We start from the raw sequence: 20,827 nt of genomic DNA, 5'->3' as shown, positions 1-20,827 counted from the left end.
GCCGGGGCCAGACCGCATATCCGCCCAGATAGCGTGGCTGCGCGGGCATGCCCGCGCCAGCCCCCTTATTGCAGTTGAACGGCGATCAAGTCGCTGGCGAACGCGGGTTGTGCGGAAGTAAGCTCCATCAGATCGAGGAAGCCATTGCTGTGCGCAAACTCTTCCAGCGCAGCCTTGCCGCTTTCAGCCTTAACCTGGCCGTAGCTTTCGACCATCTTCAGGTCGGTAATCAGGTACACCATCTCAACCTCTCTCTCCGTTCGCGGATGCCCCGAGTCGTTGTTTCCTCAAGGTTTGTTTAAAGCGTAGGCAGCGTCGCTTAAATCAAGCTTAAACAGCGCCAGGTGATCGAAGAGAGGGTACAACCGGTAGCGTGACCGAGCCGCGCATACATTGCGGTCCGGCCACATCGACGATTGAGAAAAAAGCGCGAAACAACCGCGAGACAATCAGCAAACCAAAGCACCAACCGCCTAAAACCGCGTTTCGATGCCCACGCGGGTGAGAAACTGGCTCGGCCCGCTCGACGTCCCGTTCGGGTCGATAATGCCGCTGATCAGCGCCTGCGCACCTGAATTCGCGCGTTGATACACCGCCTGCGCGTAGACCATCGTCCGCTTCGACAAGAGGTAGTCGACCGACGTCGAAATCTGGTGGGCGTGGTTATTGTCGAGATACGCGTTGCCCTTCATGTACATGTAGTCGGCGCCGATCTGCACGGCGGGCGCCAGCTGATACGTCGCGCCGATTTCGCCTTGTGCGATTGCACCGCCATTGGCCGTGTTGCGCACCGTCGTGATGAGCGCGCTCGCGGAGACCTTGCCGAAGTCGTAATGCGCGCCAACGCCCCAGTTGCGCACGGCCACCTGCGGGCCGCCCGTCTGCAGGTACTTTACTTCCGTGTAGGCCGCCGCGGCGCCGAACGGGCCGCGATCGTAGTTGATCCCCGCGCTGACCGAGTTTCCTGCGCCGAACGATCCGGGTACGCCGCCGAATCCGTAAAGCGCGCCGAAGCGGAATCCGTCGATCGAAGGCGACTGATACTTGACCGAATTCGTCACCGTCTGGCCCGACATCCGGTCCCAGTCGAACTGGCCCGCAAAGGGCGGGTTGTACGGCAGCGCGAGTTTCTGGAACGGACCGGCGCGGAAGTTGTACAGTCCACCAACCGTCATTGCGGCGTCGGTGCGTCCGAAAAACAGCGAATCGACCACATAAATGCAGGTCGCGCCGTAGCTTTCCATCTTCTTCGCTTCGACGGCGAGTTTCTCCGGCGTGGTCATGTGGCTCATCATCAGAAAGCCCACCGTATCCATGCCGAGTTCGCGCGCATACTCGATGTGCTGCTTCGAGATATCCGCTTCCGTGCAGTGCGTGGCAATGCGCACCACGCGCGCGCCCGCGTTGTACGCGGCCTTCAGGTCGTGAGTCGTGCCGATGCCCGGCAGCAGCAGCGTCGCGATCCGCGCGTGCGTGACGACGTCGGCCACCGCCTCGATCCATTCGAGGTCGCTGTGCGCGCCGAAACCGTAGTTGAAGCTCGATCCCTGCAGGCCGTCGCCGTGCGCCACTTCGATTGAATCGACCTTCGCTTTATCCAGTGCGCGGGCGATGTCCTGCACATTCTGGATCGAGTACTGGTGGCGGATTGCGTGGCTGCCGTCGCGCAGCGTCACGTCGGAGATATAGAGTTTCTTGCTCATGTTCGCTTCCTTTAAGCCGCCACAGCCGAGCTGGCGATGCGCTCCGCGGTAGCGAGCGCCGCCGAGGTCATGATGTCGAGGTTGCCCGCATAGGCCGTCAGATAGTGCGCCGCGCCTTCGATTTCGAGGAACACCGACGTCTTCAGGCCGCTGAACTTGCCGCGGCCCGGGATGTTGATCGGCGCGCTCTCGGGGATCACGTCGAACTGCACCTTCTGCTTGAGGCGGTAGCCCGGCACATAAGCGTTCACGGCCTTCGCCATTTCCTCGATGGAGGCTTCCACCCGCGCCTGGTCGGCGGCTTCGGACAGCACGTACACGGTGTCGCGCATCATCACCGGCGGCTCGGCCGGGTTCGGCACGATGATGGCCTTGCCCTTCGCCGCGCCGCCCACCACTTCGATGGCCTTCGAGGTCGTCTCGGTGAATTCGTCGATGTTCGCGCGTGTGCCCGGCCCCGCCGACTTGCTGCTGATCGACGCGACGATTTCCGCGTAATGCACTTTCGCCACGCGCGACACGGCCGCGACCATCGGGATCGTCGCCTGGCCGCCGCAGGTGACCATGTTCACGTTCGGCGCGTCGAGATGCGCGTCGAGATTCACGACCGGCACGCAGTACGGGCCGATTGCGGCGGGCGTGAGGTCGATCACGCGGATGCCGGGCTTGTGCTCGCGCAGGAACGCATCGTTCTTCACGTGCGCGCCAGCCGAGGTAGCGTCGAACACCACGTCGATGTCCCGAAAATCGCAAATAATCGGCTACGGCGGCCCCAACCCGCTGTTGGCCGGGGCCTCATGCGAGCTACGCACTGCCATGCATTGCTAACGCCACAATGCTTAGTACTGTTGCGATCGATTGTCTCCAACCATGGCGCGGAGTCTGGAACTGCCTTGCGCGATCTTCTTGTCCGCAACAAACAGCGCCATTTCCGCCAGCCGTTCGGGGCGACTCAGCCCCTCGTAGCCGTAGCGTTCCAGGTCCCCCGTGTACGGCGCTCGTTCCAGATAAGCCAGATCCTTATCAAACAAATCGTCCGGCACTCTGTCTTTGGGGGTGGCAAATGCCGCTGTTTTTAGTTCGACACGATCGCCTCGCTCATCGACGATCAAATCGGACAACACACCAGCCGATCTAGCCGCTCTCGGCGCATCTTGCGCGGTCTGCAGACCGCCCACTATCGAACGGCGATATTTATTTCCGTGCGAGTCGAGCTTCTCGATTTTGTAGCCTTCATGTTTGAGGAAGCGGCCAATATCGACGTTTAGTGCGCCTTCCTGTTCAAGCAGATCGCGGTTTGCTGCCACGCTGACCAAACAATGACCGACAATTAGCCGCCCAAGCGTGACAATCTGCGCAACGTCCATGTTATGTGCATGAGCATCTGCCGCCCTCCGCTCAAGTCGCTCATATTCGGAGAGTTGCATTGATGCTTCCAGATCAAATACCCCGTCCTCGTCAAATTCCATTTGGCCTTGTCCTTCAAGTGGGCAGTAACGTCTGCGGGAATCGCCAGGCTAGCCGCGCTGGATTCGCTGCAGCATCGCTTCGCGACGCACCTGCGCCAGTCTGGCAGCTACATCCGCCCGATTCAAGAACTGCCAGGGCACGTCGAAATAGCGACCACGGTGCGCTACACCCACGGATTGAAGACAGCCGGCGGAGTAATTCGTAATCCGCTCAACGCCCTGCCCGCTGCGGGGCCGCCTGATGCATCTATTCCATTTGCATAAGACGATCCATTGCGAGCCTTCAGAATTTTCGAAAACGGCCGTTCACCGTAGAGATGAGCGATGCCCGCCCAATCGCCAACCATGCCGCTTCCAGAATTAAACGAGTTTGAAAATGACGCTCCTTCCTTACATCTCTGCGGTTTGCGCAGCCGTTTCTTTGGTCGGTTGCATCGGCGTGAACGATTCCCGCACCGTCGAACAAAAACAATCCGATCTACGTGCCGCAACAGATGCGTTGGTCGGCACCTACGAAGTGGTCGACAGCCGACTGAACAATCTTCACGTCACGAACGTGGTGGTTCGGAAAACCATCGGTTCATACGGTCCGAACGTGACACTGATGAACCAGGATTTCCAGTCCGCGGTCTTTCACGGCAGCAAGGCGTGCAACGGGTATGTTGTGAAAGGCGGCGCGTATGCAGCCGTAATGTGCGAAACACCAGCTTATGACGTCAATTTCTATGACCTTGACCTCGTAACGTATGCGAACCGGACGATCAAGAATGGTGGCATCATCAAGGCGTTTCCGGACATGACGGTCCCGCCAGGCAATTTCGTTCTGAGCTACGCAGAGACGAACGGTCGGATGCATTACCTCGTTCTTGCGAAGAAAACGACGCCATAGGCAAGTTCGATGTCACTTGCCTCGTGTTGAGCTAGCGTTACTGCCAGGCCAAATCTCCGCTTACCGCTGATCCGAACGTAAGTTACGCGTCGGCTACTGCCGGCGGCGTCAGGCAGTAGCCGCCTTTAAAGAGGGGTTCACCGGAAGCTTCGGCCGGTTGAATCCGCAACCGGCGGCATTGTCATCACGCTCGCGCGCAGCGCCGACATGACCCGATCGATGAGTCCGTCCGGCGATGCCAGCCCCGCTCGGGAAAGCGCCTGCTGCACGCTGACGACACGCCCCGCTTCGTAGCGCTTTCCGCTTTCGATGGCGTCTTCGAAAGCATTGGCGCGCTCGTTGATTTCCTCCGGATCGGCGCTGACCAACAACACCGCATGAGCCAATACCGCATGCAGCGGTGCCTGCGCCCCGTGCGCGTCCGATCGCATGCGGCGCCAGTATTGCGCGGTCCCGGCGATCTTTTGCGCCTCGCCCGGCGCACCCCAGGCGAGATTGAAGCGTCCGTCGCAGAACGACCCTTCCACCGCCTGCCAATGCGTCTGAAGCCCGAACGTGCCCAGCGCCTCGCGCAGGATTTCGCACAGATGCCGGTAGACAGCTTCCGAATGCTCGCTCGCGTTGCCCTGCAACCTATAGGCGAGGCTCAGATTGAGAATGCCCGGCCCCTGCGGCACCAGCCCGCCGCCCGACATGCGCAAATAAACCGGGCATCCGCGCCGCGCAAACTCGGCGCGGGCAGTCTCCAGGGCGGCGTAGCGCCGGTAGCTGCGCGGCACCACCAGTGAAACCGGTGCCTGCCACAGATGCGCGACGCAGCGGCCCGTCTCCGCTAGCGACAGCAGCGCCATCTCCGCCGCAAGTGGATCGGTTGTGTCGGCATCGAAGTCGACGATTTCAAATGGCATAGGCCAGGGCCTGTTCACATGAATAAGGGGCTTGCGCAAAGAACCGTGGCGATCCTTCGCGGACTGCTGGAACGTCAGGTCGCCGTCCGCAGCGACGGACGAGCCGGTGACATTGTCCATCGTCGCGAAGAACCGCGCCAATCGCCCCTTGTCACGTAGGGGCTCCGGTCACTTCAATCTGGGCTGGACGATGATTTTCACGGCTGATTCGTTGTTATGAATCAGCGTTTCAAATCCCTTTGAAACAAGATCTTCCAGTTGAATGCGCTGGGTGATGAACGGCTCAAGATTGATCTTGCCTTCCTCAACGAGCTTGATCGTTTCCTGATGATCGTTGCAATACGCGATCGTGCCGCGCACGTCCAGCTCCTTCATGACCACGCTGTGCACGTTGATGGTGGCCGGATGGCTCCAGATGGACACGATCACCACGACGCCCGTGGCTTTGGTGACGGCCACCAGCGTGTCGAGCACCTTGTTCACGCTGGAGCATTCGAACGCCACATCCACGCCTTTGCCGCCGGTGATTTTCATCACTTCCGCGGCCACGTCCACCTCGGATGGATCGAGAATGTAATCGGCCACGCCGGATTCGCGGGCCTTCTCCTTGCGCTTCGCGCTCAACTCCGTGACGATGACGCGCAGACCCTTGGCTTTGAGCGTCGCCGACAGCAGCAGGCCGATCGGACCTGCGCCGCCGACGAGAGCGATATCGCCGGCCTTCGCGCCGCTGCGGGTGTATGCATGATGGCCCACCGACAGCGGCTCGATCAGGGCGGCCTGATCCAGCGGAATGGACTTCGAGATCGGGTGCACCCAGCGGCGTTTGACGGCGATCTTTTCGGACAGGCCGCCCCCACGGCCGCCCAGACCGATGAAATTCATGTTCTTCGACAGGTGATAGTTTTCTCCCGGTCCCGTCGGCACGTCGTCGGCCACGATATAAGGCTCCACCACCACGTGCTGGCCGACTTCGATATCGGTCACGCCTTCGCCCACCGCATATACCACGCCGGAAAATTCATGGCCCATGGTGATGGGCGCGGACTCTTTGGAAATCGGATGGGGATGGCCGCACGGCGGAATGAAAATCGGCCCTTCCATGAATTCGTGCAGATCGGTGCCGCAGATACCGCACCAGGCTACCTCGATGCCAACGGTGCCCGGCTCCACGACGGGTTCGGGAATATCTTCGATGCGAATGTCGCCGCGATCGTAAAAACGCGCTGCCTTCATCGTTCTAACTCCTCGGTATGCTCGGTTTATATCGAATGAGGCGGTACGGGGCAGCTCGCCCCGCACCTCACGACAGGAATGGCCTGGCCCGCGCCGGCCAGCCCGACTCACTGGCCCAGATGGCGGCGCAGCAGCGCGTTGACCTCGTTGGCCTTTTCCATCTGCGGCATATGGCCGGCGTCATCGAGCACCGCCACCACTGCGCCAGCAGGCGCGGCGGCGGCATGTGCGCTCGGAATGACGCGATCCGCACGGCCCCAGACCACCATCACCGGCCCGTCAAAGCCGCCCAGCGCACGGCCAGGTTGCTCACGTTGCCTGCCGTCGCCGAACAACGTCGTGCCCAGCTCGGTGAGCGCCTCGGCAACGCCGTCGAGCCGCTTGTACTTGAGCAGATCGTCCAGCATCTGGCGACTCACGAGCGCCGTGTCGTTGAACAGCAGTTCGGCCACGGGCTTGAGTTCGCGACGCGATTCGGCGCGCACGAAACCATCGGTGTAGTCGGCGTTGACTTCGTCGCCGAGCCCTGCGCTGTCGATCAGCGCCAGCGAACGCGCCTTCTGCGGCGCATCCACCGCCAGCTGCGCAGCCACGCCGCCGCCCATCGAGTGGCCGACCAGATGCGCCGATGGGACGCCGATGGTCTCCATGAAGCGGCCGACGAAGGCGGCCAGCTCCTGCAGCGTCGTGCCCGCCAGCTTCACCTGGGACTGACCGTGCGCGGGCAGATCGAGCGCGATCACCGGATGCTTCTCCGCCACCGCATCGAGGTTGAACAGCCAGTTGTTCAGGTCGCCGCCGAAGCCGTGGATGAAGAGCACCGGCGTACCCGACTCCGGCCCGCGCCGCGCATAGCGCACGCGAATGCCGTCCACGTCGGCATAGTCGAACGCGGGGCCCGCGTCCTCGTCGCCGCTGTCGATGGCCGGCACCTCGTAAGCGGCGACGTAGGCTTCGATTTCGGCGTCGCTCACGTCCTGCTCGGCCATCACGCCGAGCAGCGCCTTGACCGGCAGCGTCTCGCCGCTCTGCGCGACGATGCGGCGCAGCAGTCCGGCATCGGGCGCTTCCACCGAATTGGAAATCTTGTCGGTATCCACATCGAGCAGCGCCGTTCCAACTTCGATGCGCTCGCCTTCCCGGACCAGCCAGTCCTGCACCGTGCCTTCGCGCATCTCCAGCCCCCACTTGGGCATTACGATCGGGGTAATCGGGCCCATCAGTTCTTCCCTCCTTTCATCGTGCGGCGCGCCGCTTCCGCGATCTGCGCGGCGCTCGGGATATACAGGTCTTCGAGCGCGGGCGAGAACGGCACCGGCGTATGCGGCGGGCAAACCATCTCGATCCCGGCTTTAAGCGCGCCGAAGGCGCGTTGGGCGACCTGTGCCGATATATCGGTGGCGATGTTGCAGCGCGGGCTCGCCTCGTCCACCACCACCAGGCGGCCGGTGTTCTCGACCGTTTCCAGCACGGTGTCGATATCCAGCGGCGACAGCGAGCGCAAATCCACGATCTCGGCCTCGATGCCCTCCTTCGCGAGCACAGCGGCGGCCTCCAGCGCGCGATGAACCATCAGGCCGTACGTGACGATCGATACATGTTTGCCGTCGCGCACGATATTGGCCTCGCCGAACGGGACCGTGTACGAGCTTTCCGGCACCTCGCCTTCGAGGCCGTACAGGTTCTTGTGCTCGCAGAAGATCACCGGATCGTTATCGCGGATCGCCTGGATCAGCATCCCCTTCGTGTCATAAGGCGTGGATGGGCACACCACCTTGAGGCCGGGTATGTGCGTGAACAACGGTGTCAGCATCTGGCTGTGCTGGGCGGCGGCCCTGAAGCCCGCGCCGACCATCGCGCGGATCACCACCGGCGTTTCGGCCTTGCCGCCGAACATGTAGCGAAACTTCGCCGCCTGGTTGTAGATCTGGTCGAAGCACACACCCATGAAGTCGATGAACATCAGCTCGGCAATCGGCCGCATGCCGCACGCGGCCGCGCCGATGGCGGCCCCCACGTAGGCGGACTCGGAAAGCGGCGTGTCAAGCAGGCGGTCGCCGTGTTTGGCGTAGAGGCCCTTGGTCACGCCGAGCACGCCGCCCCACGCATCCATTTCGCCGCTCGCGCCCGCGCCGCCGACGATGTCCTCGCCCAGCATGATGACGCTCGGGTCGCGGGTCATTTCCTGGTCGATCGCTTCATTGATCGCCAGCTTCATGCTCAATTTTCTGGCCATGATTTCGTCTCCTGATTGAATGATTGAATCGGTCGTCGCACGATGATTTCAGTAGCTCACGTAGACGTCCGAGAGCAGATCCTCGGGCCCCGGCAGCGGCGCGGCCTTGGCCTCCACGACCGAATGCTCGATCAGCGCCGCGACCTCGCGATCGATCGCCTCCAGCGCGTCGCGCGAAATCACTTCCGCCCGCGTCACCACTTGCGCGAACTTCTTGATGCAATCCTTGTTGCTGCGAATGTCGTCGAGTTCGCCGGGCCCGCGATAAGTCTGCGCATCGCCCTCGAAATGGCCGTAGAAACGCACCGTCTTGCATTCGAGCAACGACGGGCCGCCACCCTCGCGCGCGCGCCGGATGACTTCGCCCGCGGCCTCGTGCACGGCGAAGAAGTCGGTGCCGTCCACCGTCACGCCAGGGATGCCGAAGCCTGCTGCGCGATCGACATAGCTGTCCACGGCGGTGCCGTAATCGCGCGCGGTCGATTCGGCATAGCCGTTGTTCTCGATCACGAAGATCACCGGCAAATTCCAGACTGCCGCGAGATTCAGGCTTTCAAGAACGGTGCCCTGATTCGACGCGCCATCGCCGCAGAAGGTGATGCCAACCTCGCCCTTGCCGCGGAATTTGGCGGCCAGCGCCGCGCCGCAGATCAACGGCGCACCGGCGCCGAGAATGCCGTTGGCGCCCATCATTCCCTTCGACAGGTCCGCGATATGCATCGAGCCGCCCTTGCCGTTGCACGAGCCTCCCTTGCGGCCATAGATCTCCTTCATCATCGCGACCGGGTCCACGCCTTTGGCGATGCAATGGCCGTGACCGCGGTGCGTGCTCGCAATACGGTCGCCGTCACCGAGGTGATGCAGGATGCCGACCCCGGTCGCCTCCTCGCCCGCATAGAGGTGCACAAAGCCGGGGATGTCACCGCGGCCGAAGTCGACGTGCAGCCGCTCTTCGAATTCGCGGATCGTGCGCATCTTGCGATAGACCGCGAGCAGCGTCTCCTTGTCGAGCGGCAGCTGAACCGGCCCTGCAGCGATGTCTGCTTCCATGTCTGTCTCCTTGTTTCAGGTTTGGGGGGTGAAAGTGCGGAACTCGGGAACGGGCAGGCCCGCGCCTGGGCCTGTACCGCTGCGCATCAGGTGCGCGCCGGCGGCGTAGCTCATGCAGGCCGCCACGTCGATGCTGGAAAAGGCGTTCTCGTGCAAGGTCACGAATACTTCGTCATGCTTGCCGAATGCCATCTCGCGCTCGCCGTCGAGCGCGACGATGCCCGCGTGCTGTTGCACGCGCTGCGGCACGGCATGCTCGAGGCGATGCCAGTACGCGATCGGCACCGGCTGCATGAGGCCGGGCGCGATCGGCGCCATCAACTCGAATGCGCAATGGCCCCGCTTGCCCAGCTCGATGGCGAGGCCGCCGCGTTCGTCGCGGCCGACCGGTTCGAGCAGGCCCGCGATGGCGGACAGACCGATTGCCTGCGGACTGGCGAATGACACATAGACCGCCGTCAACGTTTCGGTCTTCCACACGGCGCGTGCGCCGATGTATTGCTCGCGGGAGATGACCGCGTCCACCAGCGCGATGTCGCGCCGCACGGCTCCATTCGGCTCGCGAATCGTCACTTCCAGCCGCTTGTTGCTCGCGAGCGCGCACGATGCCGGGATGCGCCCGCTGGCGAACAGGCCCGTCGCCAGTCCGGTGATGGTGGGTTCGCGCATTTCGGGGAAGGCATTGTTGGTGCCCGTGGAAAGCCCGACGATCGGCACGTCGCCGCACTCGCGGACCACCGCGCGATGCGTCCCGTCACCGCCGAGCACCACGATGGCCGCGACGCCTGCCTCGCGCATCATTTGCGCGGCGCGCAGCGTGTCGTCCACGCTGCCGGTAACCGGCATGTCCAGATACTCGACCGCCGCGAGCGTGGCGTCAGGTCCTTGCGCGCGCATCAGATGCCGCTGCAGCATGACCCGCAGCCCCTCGCGGTCCGGCATCATCAGCACGCGGCCAACGCCGCCTGCGGCCAGCGCAGCGAGTAGCCGCAGCACGATATTCACGCGATCAGCGAGCTGCAGACTGTTCGCATTGGCGATGACCCGACGGATATCGCGCGCCGAAATGGGATTGGCGATGATGCCAACCAGCGGCGGACGAACCGGAGAAGGTTCGCGCATGCCTGTCTCCTGATGTATTTGTTTGGACAGGCGTATGTATTGCAACTGCTGTGCCAGCGGCGCGGCGCTCAAAATGGGCAGAAAGCCCAGGTGAATACCCCGAGAAAATGAGCCTGAAATGCAGCGTCGCAGCGTGCTGCCGTGACAGGTGTCACAGCAGCAGTTGCATCATGGTGGACAGGCGTATCGGCCGAACGTGAAGGACGTGAAGGACGTGAGGGACGCGATGGACGTGCGTTCAAGGCGGAAGATCGACAGGCGTATCGGCCGAGAACGCAACCGCCGCAAAGGACGCGACCGCCGCGCGATCAACGCGGCAGATCGCCTGTTCCCTCGCCTGTTCCGGTATCGCTGCGGTTTGGCGACTGAATGCCGTAGCGCGCCATGCGGCGGTACAGCGTCATGCGGCTAATGCCGATCTGGCGCGCGACGGCGCTCAGATTCCAGCCCGAGGCGCGCAGATACTGCATGAGCAGCATGCCCTCGGGCGGCAGCGTGTGCGGCTCCGGTGCATCGGCCGGATGCACCGCCTGGTCGGACGCTGTGGACGCCGTGAACGCTGCGGACGCAACTTCCTCGGCGGTCTCGCCCAGGCCTTCGGGCAGGTCGTCTGCTTCGATGTGGCCGTGGCTGCACACCGCGCGCGCATATTCGAGCGCATTGCGAAGCTCACGAAGATTGCCCGGCCAGCGATGCCGATGCAGCCGCTCCCGCGCCGCCTCCGAAATCGTGAAGCCTGGCCCGCCCTCCGGCACGGCGAGCAGCTTCTGCACGAGCCAGTCCAGATCGTCGCGCTCGCGCAGCGGCGGCAACACGAAACGCGCACCGTTGAGACGGTAATAGAGGTCCTCGCGAAACCGCCCGTTGCTGATCAGTTGATCGAGCGGATGGTGGGTGGCCGAAATCACGCGCACATCGACGCGCACCGGACGCGAAGCGCCAATCGCCAGCACCTCGCCTTCGGACAGCACCCGGAGCAGACGCGACTGCAACTCGCGCGGCATGTCGCCAATCTCGTCGAGAAACAGCGTGCCGCCGTTGGCCTCCTCAATCAGGCCGCGCCTCGGCCTCGAACCGGCACCCGAGAAACTGTTGGGAAGATGCCCGAACAACTCGCTCTCGATCAGCGTTTCGGGAATCGCCGCGCAATTGACCGCGACGAACGGGCCATTGCGGCGCGAACTGGCTCGATGCAGCGCCTTGGCCAGAAATTCCTTGCCGCTTCCTGTCTCGCCGTTGATGAGCAGATTGATCGGCGAATCGATCAGCCTCGCGGCACGCTGCAATTGCTGCTGCAATGCCGCATCGCCGCCGCATAGCGCCGCCAGTTCCGCCGGCAGCGGCGGCGTCGACACGCTGTCCTGCATCCGGGGGTGCAAGCGCAGCACGGGCGGCATCACGCTCAGATAGAGCTGTTTTCCGCTATGGGTCAAGCGCACGACGCGCTGCTCGCTGGGCCGCGAGTAGACGAAGCGGCCCAGGTCCTCCGGGCGCGCATCGAAAAACGCCTCGAACCGCATATCGAGCAGCGACTGCGCCGTCGCCTCGCCCCCGTACTCGGCCATCAGCATTTGCTGGGCGCGGCGGTTATGGCCGGAGATCCGGCCGTCGGCGTCGAGTGCGATCAGATACTCCGGATTGACGTCGAGGAACTCGGGTGCCGGACTCAGCTTGAGCATCCAGTCCTGCCGGTGCCGACGCAGAAAATAGGCGTCCTCGATCTGGTTGGCGTACATACGGACCAGTTGCAGCGCAAGCATCTGACTGTACTTGGCCTGCGGCGAACTCAGTGCGGAGATATCGAGAATCGCGTTGAGCCGGCCATACGAATCGAATAGCGGCGCCGCGGTGCAGGTCAACGGAATATGCGTCGCATCGAAATGATCGGACTGATGCACCGTCAACGCCTGACCGGTCGCGAGCGCAGTACCGACCGCACACGTGCCCGCACCGTTCTCGCTCCATTCGGCGCCCAGATAGAGGCCGGCGCGGCGCAGGGCTGCGTCCGAGTTGGCATCGCCGAGGTAGTCGACGGTGACGCCGTCCGCATCCGTCAACAGGACCACGTAGCCCATGCCCCCCACCTGGCCGTAGAGGGTTTCGAGGCCATGGCGGGCGATCCGCGTGAAATCGTCGATGCGCTGCTGGTGCTCGCGCAACCGAATCTGGGGCAGGATGCGCGCTTCCTGCATTCGGGCCGGATCAAGACCGTACTGGTGCACGCAACGCCGCCACGAACTCTCGATGATCGCATCGTGCGCGCGTGCGGCCGCCGCCGCCGACTCACTGGTGGTCGTCAGGACGACGGTTTCGATGTGCTCGCGTTGCCACTGGTCCATCGCTGTCTCCTGTGTTCCGGGCGCCTCGTGCCGCATGCGACGGTGCTGGCCGGCGAGCGAATTCGGCTCAGCGTATCGGGCAGCGCCTCTCGGAACATCATCCGCTATCGCGGTTGGGCTGTTTTAGTGCCAGCATCATCGTTTGTGAAACTGCTGCGCCGGGGTGCCGCTGGTTGCGCCTTTGCGCCACTGGTTGCGCCTTTCGTTGCGCCTTTCGTTGCGCCAGCCAGCGGGGCCGGTTGAATTCGCGGTTGAATTCAAATTCACCCATGCCGGCTTGATAATGTATCTGACACCTGCGGGATTGTGCAAACCGTGCCGAATTAAAGAAAATCGCGTCGCCGATGCCCGGCTTGCGACACACCGCTGCCGATACCGGATTCTGCCAACTCCGGCTGACCCGGAATGCCCTGGCTCAAAACCGGACGAGTCGAGCGGCACGCTTCAGGGATGCAACGCAACAAAGCTTACGGTTCTTGCAGATGGCAGGCGCTGTAATAAGCGCTATCAGGCCGTCGCCGAAAATTGCCTGCCGCGCGCTTCGGCGTCAGCACGGCGCGCCGCACAGGCAGTTCATTCCCCCGATTACTGCTTCCTGTCCGCAGGCCGACTGCCGCCAGCGAAAAAGGACTGCAATTCTTGTTTTGAATCAGACCACGAATCTGACAGGCTATTAAACTCGACTCGGCGATATTCTTTTGTTCGACGACATGAAGCTCCAGCACCGCAAACACCTGACCGCATGGCTTGGCCTGATCGCCATGTGGCTCGTCGTGTTTGCGCCGCTCGTCAGTCAGCTCCTCGTGTCCGGCGTTGCGCACGAACACCATACCTCCGTGCACCAGCAGATGGCCGCCGATTGCCCGATGCAGCAGCATGCCGGGGCCGGACATGACACGATGGCTGACCCGCTCAGCGCGTGTGGATACTGCGATTTGCTGGGCGCACACCCCGCCATGCCATCGATACCGCCGGTGGTACTGTCGCTACTGGTGCTCGCCGTGCTCGCAGCGGCGCCTGTTCTGTCTACCCGCTTCACGCCGCTCGGCGCGTTCCCATCCGGGCGCCCCAGAGCTCCTCCAGCCATTTCCTGATCGTCATTTTCCAGGCCGACCGTTCCGCCAGACACGCCGATTGAAGGCGTGCGGCTGTCGTTCGTCTATCGATTTCAGGAAACACGATAGTTACCTTCGTACTGCGAAGCGTATCCGTGCACTCATGGCGTTGATAACGCCACCTGGCTGTTAAAAAGGAGAATTCAAATGGTGACTCGAAGACACTTCGTCACTGTGCTCTGCGGACGTATATCGTCGGCTGCGAACGCGTACAGCGACGGCAAGGACATGCCGGGCGCCCACGGCACGTCGAAATCGCCAAACGCATCGCCCGCAACCAACGCCGCTTTTGATGCCTGGAAAGACTACGCGCGTGAGCTCGAGAAAAAATTGGCGGACGCGCGGGCCGACCTGACTGGCATGCGCGTGCTGAGGGACGCGGCGATACACGAGCTTGGTAAGGTTGATCCGAACAACCGCCTCATGATCCAGGCAAATCGCCAGAAGATCCTCGACGAGGGATACGCCAAGGCTTGATTTCGCTTTACTTGTAACCGGCTCACCAGTAAGGCCGCTCCTCGCGCGCCTTACTGGAAGGCTGGACGACATGATCCGGTCGAGGTTCACCGCGCAGTGGACGCAGGGTTGTCGCGGGTCGAGGCGCACGACATCTCGCTGACTGTGCAGCGCGAGCTAGTCGAAAACATCGGGAACCGAATATCACGACGCGTATAGATCAGGTGCACGAACCGGCGCTTATCGCGAGGGTAGCGAGATTCATGCTCGTGACCGGAATACGGCAGCGTCTCCGGTCAGCTCCGCAACGAGGTGCGCCCCGAGCCGCGGCCGCCCGTTCTAACGTCATCTTCCCGACGACGTTCAGTGCGACTCGACGAACTGAACGATCTCGCCGTTGTCCCGCTTGAGGTATAGATCATCGCCCTTGATGCGAACCTCGTTGCAGGAGTAAGGCATCTTGCTGCCTTTACTGCAGATCTTGCCGTCCTCGGCCTTCCAGTCGCCGTGATCGGCAAATCCCTTGCTCGACTTGAAGTCGTACCCACCACTATTGTCGTACTGGACATGCCATGTGCTGCTGTCGGCGAGCTTTATGTCGAATGTCTTGCCGGAGATGTGTTGCTGAACGTCGCCTGCGGCAGGTGTTGTCGCCCCGTCGGGGAACGCCATTCCCTGCGCAAAAGCAGTGGAAGCAGGGAGCAGGAGCAAGGTGATTAGCAGCTTGTTCATTTAACGCCTCCAGAGTGTTAAGGATGCGATATGCGGTGGGTAGTTTGACCCGCGCATCCTGTACTCAGGAATTTAGTCGCCCGGCCCAGGCGGCGTCATGCCTCAATTGGGGTATAACGCGTGCGTAGTCATCAGCATTCTTTCGATTTCCATTCATCGTTCAACCTGGAAACGAGAATGAAAGGCTCGCGTTCACAATCGAATGGCCTTGTAGTCGCTGCCGTGTAGCACAGCGCCGGTCGAGCGTGCAAACGAGGATTTTCGGCTGGATGCCGAACTGGCATCGTAAACAGGAAGCGCGCACTATCCAGATGACGCGGCGACCTATTCGCAGGGGTGGACCATGAGCCGAATCGATGCGGATACGCTTTCGACGTTGATCCATCTGATTTATGCGGCGTCGACGGATCCGGCGAAATGGCAACAATTCCTTGACCGGTTCGCAACCGTTGTCGATGCGGCTGGCACCGTGCTGTTCATGCACGACTTCGATGATTCGACAGTCGTTCGACAGGAGGGCGACATCGCACTGATGGAATACGTGCGCTTCGATCCCGCTTTTATCGAGTCATATTCGGCACATTACTCGCAGTGCAATGTCTGGGCACAGGCGGAGAACCGGATGCCGGCCGGTTGCGCGATCACGTCCGAGATGCTGGTGCCGTATTCATCGTTGCTACGCAGCGAATTCTATGGCGACTGGCTGCGGCCGCAGGACCTCGCGCACGCGCTCGGCGGCGTCGTATTGAAGACAGGCAACAAGGCGATCAAGTTCTCGGCGATCCGTTCCGCGCATGGCGGCGCGTTCGACGGCGCCGCGCTGCAGCTCTATGCGGCGCTGCTGCCGCACCTCCGCCAGGCATTCGAGATTCACAAGCAATTTGTCGCGCTACGCTCGACGAACGCGGGGCAGACGCACGCGCTTGATGCGATGCCGATTGCCGTGTGGATGTGTGGCGCCAATTGCAAGGTGCTGTCGGCCAACCGCGCGGCGCAAGGGATGACGAATACGCAACGCGGCCTGCGAATCGACAGCCTTGGCCGACTACGCGCGCAAATGCCCGAAGACGACGCGAAGCTCCAGATCGCCCTTGCGCGCGCAACCGGCTTGCACGGACGCGAGCGGCGCTCCGGCACGGCGCTTGGGCTGGGACGACTGAGTTCGGTCACGCGGATTTCGGCAATGGTCACGCCAGTGCACGAAGCGACAACCGGCATCGACGAGGAAACGGCGGCGATCGTGTTTGCGTCGGATCCGGACGACGGCCTGTGCACGCCCGAGGAATTGCTCTGCAAGATCTACGGCCTGACGCGCCATCAGGCTCGGCTTGCAGGCTGGCTGATGCGCGGCGAGGACCTGAAGGGATACGCACAAGCACACGAAGTCGCGTACGACACCGCCCGCTCGCACCTCAAGCAGGTGTTCGCAAAAACTGGCGTCAGGCGGCAGTCAGACCTGATCAGGATCCTGCTGTCGAGCGCGGCGCTGATCATCCAAACCGGTTTGCATGCATAGCGCGCCGTCACGGGTGAACTGATCGCGGGCGTGTGCTTACGGCTCAACCTAATGCTCTGTCGCACCGGCCGCCCGTGGTCAACACGCGGCGCCAAGCTATTGCCCCGGCGTCACAGCCGCAATCCGCCCGAACACGCCTTAAAAGTGGACCTGGTCCGCAAACCCCGCATCGAGTTAGAGTTAATGCAAAGACCGTTTCCAGCATCAAGCATTCGTTCCCATGCCTGTCTGCAGTTGCACTGGCTACCGCCGAACGCAATCGAAAACCTTTTCGGCGAGCGCAAGCGTAAGCGGCCATTAGCGGGCCGACTCTTCACCAGGCGCGTTGCCAGGACCATCAAAGGCTTCACGGCCCTTTGCGTCGACGGTGTGCGTTCCATGCTGGGTTGACGCGTCAAGCAACGAAATCGAAAAGAAGCTGCCCATGACCGCCGAAAGAATGATGAAGATAGATGCCGCATCAACCAGAAAACCGAAATACTTGAACACCATGAAGCAGATGGAGAGCGTCACCAGATTCAGGGTAAGGCCGATGATGGCAGAAGCCTTCGGCACGGTATACATAAAGACGGCGAATCGGGTTTCGCCGCGCGGTACGTACCAGATAATCAGCAATCCGAACGCCACGATGAAACCCATCTCGACCCAGATCAGCCAGGGTGGGCGCTGCAGAAAACGTCCCTCGAAAATCGCCTCGATGACCTGTGCCTGAATCTCGATGCCGGGCACCAGTTCGCCCAGCGCGGTCGTGCGCATGTCGGTCAGGCCAGTTCCCGTGAGGCCGACCAGGATCAGTTTGTTGTGGATACGATCCGCGTCGACCGTGCCTCGCAGGACGTCGCTCGCCGACACGTAGCGTTGTTCGGTGGACCGAATCGATGCGAAATGCAGCCAGATGTCGCCGTCGGGCTGTGTGGGAACCTGCACATCCGCGACGCCCACCGCCCGCACGCCCAACGCGTCGGCGTACACCTCGACGGCCGGGGAGCCGGTCGCCACGCGCAGGACCTCGATCGGCAGGCTCGGCACCAGCTTGTCGCCCAGGGCCATGACGAGCGGAATGCGCCTTACGGTGCCCTGCTCTTGCGCCACGTTGAGCATGGCCTGGCCGCGCGCCGCGCCCTGCAATTCCGGCAGGCTGGCCAGCACGTAGTTGAAGCTGTGCATGCTGGGCAGTGGATCGGCGCCGTGCACGAGGACCGGCGCGCTCAGCATGTCCGTGCTGGTCGTCGAGGTAGCGTGATCGAACGCCGCCGCGCCGAGGATGGACGGCGACGCGCGCAACGAGGTCGCGAGAATGCGCTCGTGACTCGGCAGCGCACGCAACTGCGTGGCGAGCGCCGCAGCCGAGGGCGGCAGATCGTCGGCCACCTTGCCGGGCGACGTTTGATCGGGTTCCGGCATATAGACGTCGATACCGATCGCGAGCGGCTTTTTCGCGTCAATCGCGTCGATGAGCGCTGCCAGCCGGTTGCGCGGCCAAGGCCATTGGCCGAACGATTCGAGGGTCTTGTCGTCGATCTCGACGATCGTCACCGGCTGCATCGTGGGAATGCGCGGAAAGCGACGCTGATAGTGGTCGAACAAAAGTTGGCGAGCCGAACCGAAGGTGTCCGGCAACGCGTCAGTGAGCGTATTAAGAAATAACGGGCGCGGTACGTTGCTGGGCCATTCGCTGCACAGGTCGAGCAGGACGAAGGTGAGCAGTACCGCGAGCGCCCAGGGGCGTCCCTTGCGTGCCCTCATCATGTTTTTGATGAAGGTGAATAACGAATCGCGGTAGCGTTTCATTTCGATCGACCAAGGCGGCAGGCGGGCGTGCAGTCGCGCATCGGCCGACTCACTGAATGGTAATGACTACGCGTCGGTTCAATTGATTCGGCACGCCGTCCGGCGTGTGCACGAGCGGTTCGCGCTTGCCTCGTCCCGCGACTTCTATCTGCCGGGCGGGAATGCCTTGCTTGACCAGAAACGACGCCACGCTCTGTGCGCGCCGCATCGAGAGCCTGTCGTTGAATTCCTGCGAGCCCGCCATATCGGTATGCCCGACGACCATGAGGCGCGGCGCTGGCCACGTCGCAAGCACCGCTTTCAGCGTTGCGACCACCGTCGCGGAATCGGGCGCCAACTGCGTGGCGGAGTCGAACACGAAGTTGATTGTGAACGTCCGCGGTCGCGGAGGCTGAGCGGCCAGCAGATTGCCATAATGAGCCTGCACATTGGACTTGTTGTCGGCCGTTTTCTCGATGGTGCCGTTTTTAGCGACCTCGGCACGCGCATAGGCCTCGTCGATCACCTGCGTATGCTTGCCGCTCGTGACGATCACCCCGCCAACGCTGCCATCCGGGTCCGGCAACAAAATAATCTTGTCGGGCGCCGCGCTGCATCCTGCGAGGATCGCGAGCATGGCAAACGCCGTGGCGCCGTTCAGGCGATGTCCTCCGTTTATCGTCTTCAACGATCGCGCTCCGTGCCTCCACCTACTTCAATGATGAATTCCGTGCCACGCACGCCCAGTGTGGTGGTGGGCGTGCTGTAACGCGCCGATTCCGGATTGGCCTTCGCCAGCTTGCCGTCGACTACCGCGAGCGAGCCGCGCTTGATCGAGATATCGAGTGCGCCCCCGTCGGTCGTCGTGTTGAAGGTGAATTTGTTGAGGTCGAGAAGGGAATTGGCGCCCTCCGTCAACAGTGTGTTGTCGCGCAGCGTGATTCCGACCGCCGATGCTGGACCGGTCACGACACGATCGTTGTTGTAAACCTCGCTGCCGATGGCGACGTTCTGCAGTTGTCCGGAACGTTCGACGTGCACGCTGCCTTTCAGGGTTTTAATCATGCCGATTGCATCGGCCGCATGCGCATCCGCATATGCGTCGATAACGGGCGGGCACCCGCAGGCGAGAAGCAAGACGCAACGGATGACGTGGCTACGCACTGGCGATACCGTGTAGTGGATTAAACATGACGTATTGACCGCAATCACGACTTCGTACTTTGGCGGAAGAGTTGTAACCCGATCTGTTACCTCGCTAACACAACGGCGAACCGGCCACGCGTTTTCCGCTTTGTTCCATTCAATGTGAATAGATTTCGGCAGATCTCGATGCCGGGATAGCGGGCCGCGCTTTCAGGTTTCGCGTGACGAACAACCATCGGACGGCCCGGAGGAGTAATCCCTCCGGTTCTAATTCCGCGCGCAACCGGCGACCGATAATCGATCGCCAAAGTTCGTTAAATGCGGAACGACGACATCGGCAAGCCGGGAAATATCGAATTTTATTTTTGGTCCCCGGCGTGCGGCTCGACTCAATAAGCGATGCTAAAACGCTTGCGCACGTTCGCAGGCTTTTCGATCTCGTCGAGCATCGCAATGGCGTAGTCCTCGTACGAGATCACACTGTTGCCCTTGTCGTCGGTGAAAAAGGCATCCCCGCCCAGGCGAAACTTGCCGGTGCGCAGGCCCGGGACGAAATGCGCGGCCGGGGTGAGGAAGGTCCAGTCCACGTCATGTACTGTGCGCAAGTCATCGAGGAACCGGGCGCCTGGAACGGCTTCGCTCTTGTAGGCTTCGGGAAAATCGGGCGTATCCACGAGACGCAGTCCCGGCTTGATTTCCAGCGAACCGGCGCCGCCCACCACAAGCACACGCCCGATGCCTGCGCCGCGCGCGACTTCCAGAACATTCGCCGCCGTGACACTGGCGAATTTCGCCGCGCTGACCAGCACGTCGTGGCCTTTGAGCTTTTCGCCCAGTGCCGCCGCGCCCGTCACGGCGTCACCCGCGACGAAGTTCGCGCCGAACGGAATGGCCGCGCTCGGCTTGCGTGCAACGACGGTAACCTGATGGCCGCGCGACTGTGCTTCGACCGCGATGCGTTGGCCGACGTTTCCGGTGCCGCCGATAATGGCAATGCGTGACATAGTGTTTTCCTCTCTGCGGGTATAACTGCGGCCGCTCTGTTCAAACTGATTGATAGACGGAAATTCTCTCGCAAGGGCAATGTTTGTCAAGGCAGGACGCGTTGGCGTGCACAGCGGCGCGGGCTTCTACAACCGC

Annotated in this window: 21 protein-coding genes and 3 pseudogenes; 5 read left to right on the top strand and 19 right to left on the bottom strand. The window is 62.1% G+C overall.

Annotation, left to right across the window (positions count from 1 at the left end):
- Positions 1-65: 65 nt before the first annotated feature.
- From Q0L30_RS02695 to Q0L30_RS02680, 5 genes and pseudogenes are all read right to left on the bottom strand, one after another.
- The gene (locus Q0L30_RS02695) at positions 66-242 is read right to left on the bottom strand and encodes a hypothetical protein (protein WP_296650812.1); all 177 of its coding nucleotides are present in this window, start codon (positions 240-242) and stop codon (positions 66-68) included.
- A gap of 231 nt (positions 243-473) precedes the next feature.
- A pseudogene (locus tag Q0L30_RS25735) lies at positions 474-1,190 on the bottom strand (porin); the annotation flags it as partial.
- Between the two features lie 12 nt (positions 1,191-1,202).
- A pseudogene (dmpG, locus tag Q0L30_RS25730) lies at positions 1,203-1,703 on the bottom strand (4-hydroxy-2-oxovalerate aldolase); the annotation flags it as partial.
- An 11-nt stretch (positions 1,704-1,714) separates the two neighbouring features.
- A pseudogene (locus Q0L30_RS02685) lies at positions 1,715-2,443 on the bottom strand (acetaldehyde dehydrogenase (acetylating)); the annotation flags it as partial.
- 99 nt (positions 2,444-2,542) lie between these two features.
- Positions 2,543-3,172: a hypothetical protein gene (locus Q0L30_RS02680; protein WP_296650806.1), complete on the bottom strand. Its 630-nt coding sequence runs from the start codon at positions 3,170-3,172 to the stop codon at positions 2,543-2,545.
- Here Q0L30_RS02680 and Q0L30_RS25725 point away from each other — a divergent pair, their 5' ends adjacent.
- Together Q0L30_RS25725 and Q0L30_RS02675 are read left to right on the top strand one after the other, a co-directional pair.
- Positions 3,173-3,436 (top strand): tyrosine-type recombinase/integrase, encoded by a 264-nt coding sequence (locus Q0L30_RS25725; protein WP_367277757.1) that lies wholly within the window; start codon positions 3,173-3,175, stop codon positions 3,434-3,436.
- A gap of 112 nt (positions 3,437-3,548) precedes the next feature.
- Positions 3,549-4,061, top strand: a complete 513-nt coding sequence (locus Q0L30_RS02675) for a hypothetical protein (protein WP_296650803.1) — start codon at positions 3,549-3,551, stop codon at positions 4,059-4,061.
- A 137-nt stretch (positions 4,062-4,198) separates the two neighbouring features.
- Here Q0L30_RS02675 and Q0L30_RS02670 read toward each other — a convergent pair whose 3' ends face one another.
- The 9 genes from Q0L30_RS02670 to Q0L30_RS25720 form a co-directional block, all read right to left on the bottom strand.
- A complete protein-coding gene (locus Q0L30_RS02670) occupies positions 4,199-4,969 on the bottom strand; it encodes a lipoate--protein ligase family protein (protein WP_296650880.1) in 771 nt (256 codons plus the stop codon).
- Between the two features lie 168 nt (positions 4,970-5,137).
- Positions 5,138-6,205 (bottom strand): 2,3-butanediol dehydrogenase, encoded by a 1,068-nt coding sequence (locus tag Q0L30_RS02665; RefSeq protein WP_296650800.1) that lies wholly within the window; start codon positions 6,203-6,205, stop codon positions 5,138-5,140.
- A gap of 107 nt (positions 6,206-6,312) precedes the next feature.
- On the bottom strand, positions 6,313-7,425 hold the full coding sequence (locus Q0L30_RS02660) for an acetoin dehydrogenase dihydrolipoyllysine-residue acetyltransferase subunit (protein ID WP_296650797.1): 1,113 nt from the start codon (positions 7,423-7,425) through the stop codon (positions 6,313-6,315).
- Positions 7,425-8,441 (bottom strand): alpha-ketoacid dehydrogenase subunit beta, encoded by a 1,017-nt coding sequence (locus Q0L30_RS02655; RefSeq protein ID WP_296650794.1) that lies wholly within the window; start codon positions 8,439-8,441, stop codon positions 7,425-7,427. The genes Q0L30_RS02660 and Q0L30_RS02655 overlap by 1 nt, the downstream gene beginning before the upstream one ends.
- Before the next feature lie 48 nt (positions 8,442-8,489).
- Positions 8,490-9,491: a thiamine pyrophosphate-dependent dehydrogenase E1 component subunit alpha gene (locus Q0L30_RS02650; protein WP_296650791.1), complete on the bottom strand. Its 1,002-nt coding sequence runs from the start codon at positions 9,489-9,491 to the stop codon at positions 8,490-8,492.
- Positions 9,492-9,506: 15 nt separating this feature from the next.
- Positions 9,507-10,613, bottom strand: coding sequence for an NAD(+)/NADH kinase (locus Q0L30_RS02645; RefSeq protein WP_296650788.1), 1,107 nt, complete (start codon positions 10,611-10,613; stop codon positions 9,507-9,509).
- Between the two features lie 308 nt (positions 10,614-10,921).
- Entirely contained in the window at positions 10,922-12,952 is a 2,031-nt protein-coding gene (locus Q0L30_RS02640; protein WP_296650785.1) for a sigma-54-dependent Fis family transcriptional regulator, read from the bottom strand.
- A 97-nt stretch (positions 12,953-13,049) separates the two neighbouring features.
- On the bottom strand, positions 13,050-13,223 hold the full coding sequence (locus Q0L30_RS02635) for a hypothetical protein (protein WP_296650782.1): 174 nt from the start codon (positions 13,221-13,223) through the stop codon (positions 13,050-13,052).
- A gap of 196 nt (positions 13,224-13,419) precedes the next feature.
- Positions 13,420-13,845: a hypothetical protein gene (locus Q0L30_RS25720; RefSeq protein ID WP_367277759.1), complete on the bottom strand. Its 426-nt coding sequence runs from the start codon at positions 13,843-13,845 to the stop codon at positions 13,420-13,422.
- On the opposite strand from Q0L30_RS25720, the gene Q0L30_RS02630 reads away from it, so the two are divergent.
- Together Q0L30_RS02630 and Q0L30_RS02625 are read left to right on the top strand one after the other, a co-directional pair.
- On the top strand, positions 13,726-14,046 hold the full coding sequence (locus tag Q0L30_RS02630; protein WP_367277758.1) for a DUF2946 domain-containing protein: 321 nt from the start codon (positions 13,726-13,728) through the stop codon (positions 14,044-14,046). The genes Q0L30_RS25720 and Q0L30_RS02630 overlap by 120 nt on opposite strands.
- Positions 14,047-14,214: 168 nt before the next feature.
- Entirely contained in the window at positions 14,215-14,544 is a 330-nt protein-coding gene (locus Q0L30_RS02625; RefSeq protein ID WP_296650779.1) for a hypothetical protein, read from the top strand.
- Positions 14,545-14,886: 342 nt separating this feature from the next.
- Here Q0L30_RS02625 and Q0L30_RS02620 read toward each other — a convergent pair whose 3' ends face one another.
- Positions 14,887-15,255 carry a hypothetical protein gene (locus Q0L30_RS02620; protein WP_296650777.1) on the bottom strand — a complete coding sequence of 123 codons (369 nt, stop codon included), beginning with the start codon at positions 15,253-15,255 and terminating at the stop codon, positions 14,887-14,889.
- Positions 15,256-15,598: 343 nt separating this feature from the next.
- Here Q0L30_RS02620 and Q0L30_RS02615 point away from each other — a divergent pair, with 343 nt between their 5' ends.
- Entirely contained in the window at positions 15,599-16,771 is a 1,173-nt protein-coding gene (locus tag Q0L30_RS02615) for a helix-turn-helix transcriptional regulator (RefSeq protein WP_296650774.1), read from the top strand.
- A gap of 297 nt (positions 16,772-17,068) precedes the next feature.
- On the opposite strand, the gene Q0L30_RS02610 is transcribed toward Q0L30_RS02615, so the two are convergent.
- The 4 genes from Q0L30_RS02610 to Q0L30_RS02595 form a co-directional block, all read right to left on the bottom strand.
- Entirely contained in the window at positions 17,069-18,562 is a 1,494-nt protein-coding gene (locus tag Q0L30_RS02610; protein ID WP_296650771.1) for a CHASE2 domain-containing protein, read from the bottom strand.
- A gap of 49 nt (positions 18,563-18,611) precedes the next feature.
- Complete coding sequence (locus tag Q0L30_RS02605; protein WP_296650768.1) at positions 18,612-19,178, bottom strand: OmpA family protein; 567 nt, start codon at positions 19,176-19,178, stop codon at positions 18,612-18,614.
- A 47-nt stretch (positions 19,179-19,225) separates the two neighbouring features.
- Positions 19,226-19,753: a FecR family protein gene (locus Q0L30_RS02600; RefSeq protein WP_296650766.1), complete on the bottom strand. Its 528-nt coding sequence runs from the start codon at positions 19,751-19,753 to the stop codon at positions 19,226-19,228.
- Positions 19,754-20,076: 323 nt separating this feature from the next.
- Complete coding sequence (locus Q0L30_RS02595) at positions 20,077-20,691, bottom strand: NAD(P)-dependent oxidoreductase (protein WP_296650875.1); 615 nt, start codon at positions 20,689-20,691, stop codon at positions 20,077-20,079.
- Between the last annotated feature and the right edge of the window lie 136 nt (positions 20,692-20,827).

It is taken from the genome of Paraburkholderia sp., from assembly GCF_024281035.1.
GTDB lineage: Bacteria > Pseudomonadota > Gammaproteobacteria > Burkholderiales > Burkholderiaceae > Paraburkholderia.
This window is presented reverse-complemented; position numbering and strand designations above follow the sequence as displayed.

What these genes read in the sequence shown, in the direction of transcription:
- Q0L30_RS02695 (WP_296650812.1), bottom strand. Translation starts at nt 242, where the DNA reads ATGGTGTACCTGATTACCGACCTGAAGATGGTCGAAAGCTACGGCCAG.
- Q0L30_RS02680 (WP_296650806.1), bottom strand. Translation starts at nt 3,172, where the DNA reads ATGGAATTTGACGAGGACGGGGTATTTGATCTGGAAGCATCAATGCAA.
- Q0L30_RS02675 (WP_296650803.1), top strand. Translation starts at nt 3,549, where the DNA reads ATGACGCTCCTTCCTTACATCTCTGCGGTTTGCGCAGCCGTTTCTTTG.
- Q0L30_RS02670 (WP_296650880.1), bottom strand. Translation starts at nt 4,969, where the DNA reads ATGCCATTTGAAATCGTCGACTTCGATGCCGACACAACCGATCCACTT.
- Q0L30_RS02665 (WP_296650800.1), bottom strand. Translation starts at nt 6,205, where the DNA reads ATGAAGGCAGCGCGTTTTTACGATCGCGGCGACATTCGCATCGAAGAT.
- Q0L30_RS02660 (WP_296650797.1), bottom strand. Translation starts at nt 7,425, where the DNA reads ATGGGCCCGATTACCCCGATCGTAATGCCCAAGTGGGGGCTGGAGATG.
- Q0L30_RS02655 (WP_296650794.1), bottom strand. Translation starts at nt 8,441, where the DNA reads ATGGCCAGAAAATTGAGCATGAAGCTGGCGATCAATGAAGCGATCGAC.
- Q0L30_RS02650 (WP_296650791.1), bottom strand. Translation starts at nt 9,491, where the DNA reads ATGGAAGCAGACATCGCTGCAGGGCCGGTTCAGCTGCCGCTCGACAAG.
- Q0L30_RS02645 (WP_296650788.1), bottom strand. Translation starts at nt 10,613, where the DNA reads ATGCGCGAACCTTCTCCGGTTCGTCCGCCGCTGGTTGGCATCATCGCC.
- Q0L30_RS02640 (WP_296650785.1), bottom strand. Translation starts at nt 12,952, where the DNA reads ATGGACCAGTGGCAACGCGAGCACATCGAAACCGTCGTCCTGACGACC.
- Q0L30_RS02635 (WP_296650782.1), bottom strand. Translation starts at nt 13,223, where the DNA reads ATGGGTGAATTTGAATTCAACCGCGAATTCAACCGGCCCCGCTGGCTG.
- Q0L30_RS25720 (WP_367277759.1), bottom strand. Translation starts at nt 13,845, where the DNA reads ATGTCCGGCCCCGGCATGCTGCTGCATCGGGCAATCGGCGGCCATCTG.
- Q0L30_RS02625 (WP_296650779.1), top strand. Translation starts at nt 14,215, where the DNA reads ATGGTGACTCGAAGACACTTCGTCACTGTGCTCTGCGGACGTATATCG.
- Q0L30_RS02620 (WP_296650777.1), bottom strand. Translation starts at nt 15,255, where the DNA reads ATGAACAAGCTGCTAATCACCTTGCTCCTGCTCCCTGCTTCCACTGCT.
- Q0L30_RS02615 (WP_296650774.1), top strand. Translation starts at nt 15,599, where the DNA reads ATGAGCCGAATCGATGCGGATACGCTTTCGACGTTGATCCATCTGATT.
- Q0L30_RS02610 (WP_296650771.1), bottom strand. Translation starts at nt 18,562, where the DNA reads ATGAAACGCTACCGCGATTCGTTATTCACCTTCATCAAAAACATGATG.
- Q0L30_RS02605 (WP_296650768.1), bottom strand. Translation starts at nt 19,178, where the DNA reads ATGCTCGCGATCCTCGCAGGATGCAGCGCGGCGCCCGACAAGATTATT.
- Q0L30_RS02595 (WP_296650875.1), bottom strand. Translation starts at nt 20,691, where the DNA reads ATGTCACGCATTGCCATTATCGGCGGCACCGGAAACGTCGGCCAACGC.